General features: G+C 33.9%; 9 protein-coding genes. 8 read left to right on the top strand and 1 reads right to left on the bottom strand.

Features of this window, described 5'->3' with window-relative positions:
- Positions 1-154 precede the first annotated feature (154 nt).
- The 4 genes from ACIQAA_RS32245 to ACIQAA_RS32230 all read left to right on the top strand — a co-directional run bounded on the left by ACIQAA_RS32245 (position 155) and on the right by ACIQAA_RS32230 (position 2,907).
- Positions 155-631, top strand: a complete 477-nt coding sequence (locus ACIQAA_RS32245; RefSeq protein WP_402627966.1) for an NUDIX hydrolase — start codon at positions 155-157, stop codon at positions 629-631.
- A 140-nt stretch (positions 632-771) separates the two neighbouring features.
- Positions 772-1,248: a hypothetical protein gene (locus ACIQAA_RS32240; RefSeq protein ID WP_402627964.1), complete on the top strand. Its 477-nt coding sequence runs from the start codon at positions 772-774 to the stop codon at positions 1,246-1,248.
- A 191-nt stretch (positions 1,249-1,439) separates the two neighbouring features.
- Complete coding sequence (locus ACIQAA_RS32235; RefSeq protein ID WP_402627961.1) at positions 1,440-1,928, top strand: DinB family protein; 489 nt, start codon at positions 1,440-1,442, stop codon at positions 1,926-1,928.
- Positions 1,929-2,781: 853 nt separating this feature from the next.
- Positions 2,782-2,907 (top strand): hypothetical protein, encoded by a 126-nt coding sequence (locus ACIQAA_RS32230; RefSeq protein WP_402627958.1) that lies wholly within the window; start codon positions 2,782-2,784, stop codon positions 2,905-2,907.
- 196 nt (positions 2,908-3,103) lie between these two features.
- Here the strand turns inward: ACIQAA_RS32230 and ACIQAA_RS32225 are convergent, their stop codons facing one another.
- Positions 3,104-3,370, bottom strand: coding sequence for a hypothetical protein (locus tag ACIQAA_RS32225; protein ID WP_402627955.1), 267 nt, complete (start codon positions 3,368-3,370; stop codon positions 3,104-3,106).
- Between the two features lie 270 nt (positions 3,371-3,640).
- On the opposite strand from ACIQAA_RS32225, the gene ACIQAA_RS32220 reads away from it, so the two are divergent.
- From ACIQAA_RS32220 to ACIQAA_RS32205, 4 genes are all read left to right on the top strand, one after another.
- The gene (locus tag ACIQAA_RS32220; protein WP_402627952.1) at positions 3,641-4,231 is read left to right on the top strand and encodes a TetR/AcrR family transcriptional regulator; all 591 of its coding nucleotides are present in this window, start codon (positions 3,641-3,643) and stop codon (positions 4,229-4,231) included.
- Between the two features lie 144 nt (positions 4,232-4,375).
- On the top strand, positions 4,376-4,699 hold the full coding sequence (locus ACIQAA_RS32215; RefSeq protein ID WP_402627949.1) for a hypothetical protein: 324 nt from the start codon (positions 4,376-4,378) through the stop codon (positions 4,697-4,699).
- A 9-nt stretch (positions 4,700-4,708) separates the two neighbouring features.
- Positions 4,709-5,023: a DJ-1/PfpI family protein gene (locus ACIQAA_RS32210; RefSeq protein ID WP_402627969.1), complete on the top strand. Its 315-nt coding sequence runs from the start codon at positions 4,709-4,711 to the stop codon at positions 5,021-5,023.
- Positions 5,024-5,529: 506 nt separating this feature from the next.
- Entirely contained in the window at positions 5,530-6,156 is a 627-nt protein-coding gene (locus ACIQAA_RS32205) for a DUF2306 domain-containing protein (RefSeq protein ID WP_402627946.1), read from the top strand.
- Positions 6,157-6,246: the final 90 nt, after the last annotated feature.

The following is a 6,246-nucleotide window of genomic DNA, read 5'->3' as shown; positions in this document are numbered from 1 at the left end:
TTCAATTACCCGTAAATCCAATTACAAGGGTTATGAAATCCTGCGAATAAGTGAGCATTCAAGAGATATTCGTATCAAACTGAGGGAGTTGAAGAAGGTATCTTAATAGTTAAAGGAGAAATATATACATACGGGATAATTGGGAGGGAGCAAAGTGGGCTATATTTCTGAAATACGAAAGTTAATTGGTAGTAGACCAATTATAAGTGTGGGTGCGACCATACTTGTGGTAAATGATAAAAGGGAAATACTTTTTCAACATCGATCAGATACATTAGATTGGGGTCTACCTGGTGGCTCAATGGAGTTTAACGAAACTTTAGAAGAAGTGGCTTCTCGTGAACTAAAAGAAGAGACAGGACTTATAGCAAGTAAGTTTGAGTTGGTAGGTGTTTTCTCTGGTCCACGCTATTATTTCCAGTATCCAAATGGGGATGAAACATATAGTGTAATTAACCTATTCCGTGCGATAGACGTTGGTGGGAAGTTACAAATGAATGATGGGGAAAGTATGGATCTTAAATACTTTAGTAATGAGAACCTTCCAGATAATATTGAAAAAAGAGCAAAAGCACTTATAGAAAGTTTGGGAGATAAATTTTGGGATTTAGATTCCTCCTATCAGGGCTAATTCTTAAGCTTACGGAGACTAGAGTTAAACACGAGGATCGCTGCGGAGGTCCTTTTTTTGTTGTTCAGCTAACGGGCAGGTTAGTACAATAAGGTTATTAATCTGGTTCAAGGGAGATAAATATTAATGGTGGTGATAAAGTGGAAACAAATATTTTATTTTATAAAATTCAAAAGGGTACAGTTTCGACTGAGGATTATGTAAATTGGTCTCACAGTCTATTAGAAAAAGATGTGACGTCACCATCCTTAAATATTCTCTCTTCATTTTTATTCGATGATAATATATTTGAAGTCGAATTGTATTTTAAAAGAGCATTAGATGAATTGGTAATAAAGGAGCCAACCTTTGAGATATGTGCAAGAGCCTATATAGGTCTTTTAGCAAATAGAATAATAAAAGCTAATGACCATAAAGAAATTTTCAATTTAGCTGATATGATTTTTCAAGTTGTTGCTATTGAGTTAGATAATTCAGATGACCTGTTTGCTTGGTTTGAAATTAGTGAATGGATTGATAGGCTTGATTATGATGATAAATCTTTTGTGTTGAATGAAGAGGATGTAATATCAAGGATAAAGAATGAAGCTGAAATCTTACTAAGATTAAATCATTAACATTCCTTATGGTGCTAACGGGTGCGATTCTTCAAAAACGAAGGATCGCTTTTTCTTATTCAAGTAACGGTAGCAGGTTAGTTGAAGAGAGAGTTAATAAAAGAGGGGAATAACCATATGAAAGAGAATAATTAAAAGTAGATAGAGTAGCATATAAATTCTGTGAAGCCTTAAGAAGGAGTGTATGAGGTATGTTTCACCCAAAAGATGTTTTGTCTGACCAGTTGTTAGCTAATGCAAACGAGCAAAGTTGGTACGTACCATTTTCAGAATCTGTTAAAAATTTGACAGAGGAAGAAGCTTTTTGGAAGGTGGGTGAAGAAAGTAATAGTATTGCCGAAATTGTACAGCATTTGCTTTATTGGAATGAAGCGTGGCAAACAAGGTATAAAGAATCTAGTGTTTATGCAGTTCCGACAGTAGGAAGTAATGACAGTACGTTTACTATTTCAAAAAATAAAACATTCTATGAACTTCAAAAACAACTTTTAGAAGTTCTTTTACATTGGCAAGAAATATTAACGAAAGAACAACTAGAAAGTGATGTTCAAGGGTTCTCCGATACTAATTGGTGGGAAGTATTGGGGAGTGTAACGACACATAATGCATATCATATCGGTCAAATTATTTATATTCGGAAAATACAAAAGAGCTGGAATAATAGCAAAAAGAATAAGTGAGATATATTATAATTATTGAACTAACGGGTGCAAGAGTTAAAAATGGGGGTCGCTGCGGCACCCTTTTTTTGTTCCATTAACGGGCAGGTTTGTTGAAGAAAGATTTGGATTTTTATGGTAAGGTTTATATTAAGAAGGTTGAGAAAAAAGGGAACAGAAATGACTAAGGGGAAGAGTTTATATGTATTATCTCTAATGGTTTTAGCATTTTTAATAAAGATAGCAGATTTAAATTATACTTCTTTTAACTATACACAAAAAGCTTGTATCGACAATAATAAATCACCAATAGTTGACAAGACTTTTTTGGCATTAAATTGGACTGTTTCTTGCCAATAATGTATTGGTCTTCTTAAAGAAACGGGTCGTTTAATTACGCAATAAATAGAGGTGAAAGAATGCAAACGCCAATAATATTACTTATATTATTAATATCGGTTTTAGTTTTTAGAGGAGTTCAAAATGGAAGTATGCAACTTACTTTTAAAAAGTTTGTAATAGGTTTAATTGTAACTATCGTACTTATTAACGTTATTATGTTCTTCATCTCATAACTTTGTGAACTAATACACTTAAAGAAACGGGTGCATTCCTTCAATAAGGGATGCTAATTGCAGCTAAAACATTGGTGTTGCTACATTAACTTACATTGATTGAAAATAAATAATGAAAGCCAAGCAATGTCCTTTCTCTACATTTTGTAATAGGGGAAGGGTGGTGTTTTATTATGGGAATTACAGCAAACGGATCTTGATAGAAAAAATTGTAACGTTTTATCTTCTTTTGTAGAAAACAACCAACTAGCACACTAATCATGCTAAAGTGAACAAAACATATCTTAGGAGGAAGGGTAATGCAGTATATTGATAGTTTCGGTTGGAGCTTAAATATAATTCTAATCATTTGTTTTGTTATAGCATTATTGGCACTAATGAGAAAACCGAGAGAATACCGAAAAAACACAAAGAAGAAAATGTGAAGTAATGTACTTAAACAAACGGGGGCATGAGTAGAAGATCTGGGCTGTCGTTGAGGCAGCTTTTTCTTATTGTACTACCATGAAAATTAACTTCTGTTAGATCCGAAAAATGGCAATACTTAAATAGACGCAGCTCATTCATCTTTTTTAAAGGGGAGAGCGTCTGATCTTTGGTGGTTAATACATGTTTAATGGATTAGGAAGCTTCTGTTATTGAAACCGTATAACTTAAGTTTTCTAGTCTTCGAACCGAATGGCGTACGATAGATACCTGTCTTTGTTTATCAAAGTAGTCTTCGCCTAAGTCTACATACAATTCTTTTCTGGTTAATAGGTAATATGCGATTCGCAATATCACATGGGTAACTATTATAGCTGCTCTTTTGTTGCCTTTTCGTCCTGCTGTTCGTCGATACAATGCACCAAGATAGTTTTTTGAACCTCTGACTGATTTAGAATACATTGGGGCAACCACGCTGTTGATGCAATTCGTGCTCTCCATTATGTTATTAGGGAATTGAGTTGAGGAGCTACCATACTAGGGAATTCTAATATTAAATAGCCCATATTTCTAAGTATGAAAATTAGAAATTAAGCTTTTTTCTTTGTTCCATTATAGCGACCGATTGTTGAAGATCATTTATTAAAGGAGAACTACTCGTAAGTTTAGTTTTTAAATAATTTGAGTTATAATATTAAGCTGTATAAAGATGAACTTGGGGGAAACAAAAAAATGAACAAGAATGATGAAGTACGCGATCAAATTATAATGACTGCTTTACGCCTTTTTAATACAAAAGGATATAGCCAAACTTCCATTCAGGATATTATGGAAGCATCTTCTTTACCAAAAGGAGCAATTTACCGTAGATTTACTAACAAAGAGGCAATTGCTCTTGCTACATTCGAAAAAGCAGGAGAAATAATTTGGGACCATATTGTTCAAGCAAGTCAACAAGCGAATACCGCTACAGATAAAATAATAGCAATTTCATACATTTACCAAGACGCTGTCAATAATCCTCCTATTGAAGGCGGTTGCCCATTACTAAATACTGCTATTGAAGCCGATAATACCTACCCAGAGCTTCAAAAGGTTGCTTCTGAAAATTACAATCAAACACTTCTGTTTTTGCAATCAATCATTGAGGAAGGAATCCGTAATAACGAATTTCGCAATGATATAAACTCTCTTTCTCTAGCTTCATTTCTTATGTCTTCTATGGAAGGCGCTATAATGGCAAGCCGCTTATCAATTAATAATGACCATATTTTTTATTCCATTGAACAAATTAAAGCTTTATTGAATTACTATTCATCTTGAAATGCCCCCACTTTCTAAGTTATTGGGGTTTTTTTCATTAATAATTCACAATTTTATTATTTACAACTAAACAATATACTTTATAATATAATTATCGGACCGGACGGTTCGGTCTGATAATAAAAAATAGGATGTGTATATATAATGAAATTTCAAATTGTTTTATTTGATGGATTCGATTTAATGGATGCAATTGCTCCTTTTGAGTTTTTTGCTGCTGCTGCAAATTTATCACCTGAAAATGTAATAGTAGAGTTGGTAACAGCTGAAGGGAAAAGACTAGTCAAAAGTGGCGTTAATGACGTAGAAATTGAAGCCACAGGGGTAATTGATCCGAACGCGGAAGGTGTTATTTTAGTTCCGGGTGTAGCTGGAGATATGTATGGTGATGGTCCCCATTCGATAGTAACCAAATTAAAGAAAGCATCCGAAACGAAGCTAAAAACTTTGTTACAAAAAGTAGCGTAAAACCCTAATATTACCTTAACCACTGTATGCGGAGGTTCTACCCTTTTAGGAATGATGGGACTATTAAATGGCCGACATGCTGTTACACATCATATGGGGATGGATGCATTACCGTCCATGGGGGCTAGGCCAGTATATGCTCGTATAGTAGATGATGGAAACTTAGTATCCAGTGGTGGTGTAACTTCAGGTATAGATATTGCCATTTACACAATTGAACAAAAACTTGGCCCCAAAATTGCTCACTATATCGAGAAGGTATTTGAGGTTGAACGTAGAGGAACAGTTTGGTCAAATAAAGGTCAAGAACCTTGTTTAAAATAAAAGGCTTAATTATTTATCTCTCTTAAAACAAAAGAAAGGAATAAGCTTATGTATGTATTCACTATTATTACTTGTTCATGTAATTAGTGCGGTACTACTTGGGAGTTACCTTACATTACCTTGGCAAATAAAAAAAACGGCACATATTCCAAGAGACAACCTGGTACTTCGCATTAATTTTATTCAATCGTATACACGAGCAGGTCATTATTCACTCATCCTCCTACTAGTATCTGGGGGCTTAATGATCGTCATATATGATGCTTTCCCCTCAATAATTTGGGTAGTAGTATCCTGCACCACTTTACTGTTTATTAGCGCTTTTATGGGCATGATTAAAAAAAAACTAAGACAAATAAAGGATTCAGAAAAACCAGAGGATCTTTTGAAGAAGAATTATAATGTTTTAAGTATATTTAGTTGGGCATTATTCGGATGCATACTCTTTGCACTCATTATAATGACTAATCCTTCAATACTGTTATAAAACTGAGGAGAATAGGTATATGAAGCAACGCAAATTCCTAATTACGATTTTATCAATTATTTCAGTAATGTGGATAATGCATACACTATCAAAGAATTTTGTAGTTGATCCAAGTTTTCAGGGATTTCTATCAAAAAAAGATGAACTTCTTTCTAATCAAATGCTATGGGTATTAATGATACGAGTTCATATTATTCTTGCGATAATTGCACTCCTTACAGGACCTCTCGGAATAATTAAACGATTACGTTTGAAATCCTTAACATTTCATCGATGGAATGGTCGAGTCTACGTTTTATCTATTGTGTTAAACTTTATTCCCGGTTTATACGTTTCGTTCTTTGCGACAGGTGGCTGGCCAAGTACAATAGGGTTTCTTATCTTAAATACACTATGGCTTAAAACAACAATATTCAGTTATATATATATTATAAGAAAAAATGTCTTACGGCATAGTCAATGGATCACCCGAAGCTTCTTTCTATCCTTTGCCAATATGATTATTTATATCATTGTCGCAATTACACATAACGGATTAGATCTTTCCTATGGACTTTCATATACGATTGCTGTATGGCTTTGTTGGATTTTCAATTTAGCGATAGCAGAAATTGTGATTAGAAAAAAATACTTATATGAAATTTGAACTATGACCCATAATATGGACAGTTAAATAAAAGAGCCTATGCTACTAACAGATGACCTCGGTATTGTACCGGGGTCATCTTTTTTAGTC

The organism is Neobacillus sp. NPDC093182, from assembly GCF_044754045.1.
The sequence above is the reverse complement of the archived record's forward strand: the minus strand, read 5'-3'. Positions and strand labels throughout refer to the sequence as shown.